General features: G+C 74.5%; 1 protein-coding gene. It reads left to right on the top strand.

The features are described 5' to 3' along the window. Positions 1-617: DUF6308 family protein (locus tag G3I78_RS46580; protein ID WP_164436645.1), on the top strand; the 617-nt coding region annotated here is incomplete at its 5' end. Between the last annotated feature and the right edge of the window lie 21 nt (positions 618-638).

Here is a 638-nt window from a genome sequence, read left to right as displayed (position 1 = left end):
CGTACTACGACGTCGCCGGCGGATACTCGGGCGCGCCGTACGCCTCGGCGTCAGGCAACGTGCCCGGCGACATCACGACGGGCGACCTGCTCGCGGTGACGCTGCTGAGCGTGGACGTGAACCCGCCGGCCGCACGCCGGCTGCTCGACGACGGCCCGCACCGCGAGAACGTGCTGGCCGCGTTGCGCGCCGTGCCGTCCGACGTGCCGCTCGCCTCCGCGGGCGAGCACGACCTCGAGCTGGCGTGGGCGCTCTACGCCGCGGTGAAGGCGGCGCTGGCGAACCCGCGCGCGAAGCGCTCGGACCCGTGGGTGACGGCGGCGAAGCTCGCGGCGCGCAAGCGGCCGCGGCTGCTGCCCGTACGCGACAACGAGGTGCGGCGAGTGCTCGGCCTCGAGTCCTACCGCGACGGACGTCTGGAGCTGCAGGTGATCCGGGCCCTGGTGTCCGACGCGGTGGTGGCCGGCGCGATCGACACCGCACTCGCCCGGGCACGTGCGGCAGCCGAGCTCCAGGGGCTGGTGTGCGTGTTCGACGAAGAGCCGCTGCGGCTGCTGGACGTCGCGCTGTGGTGGCACGCCGTGCGTGGGAAGGCCCCGGCCGTCGATGAGCAGTGACCTCGACCCCACGGCGCTCGT

Origin of the sequence: Streptomyces sp. SID13726 (genome assembly GCF_010548375.1) — a bacterium.
Lineage (GTDB): Bacteria > Actinomycetota > Actinomycetes > Streptomycetales > Streptomycetaceae > Streptomyces.
The sequence above is the reverse complement of the archived record's forward strand: the minus strand, read 5'-3'. Positions and strand labels throughout refer to the sequence as shown.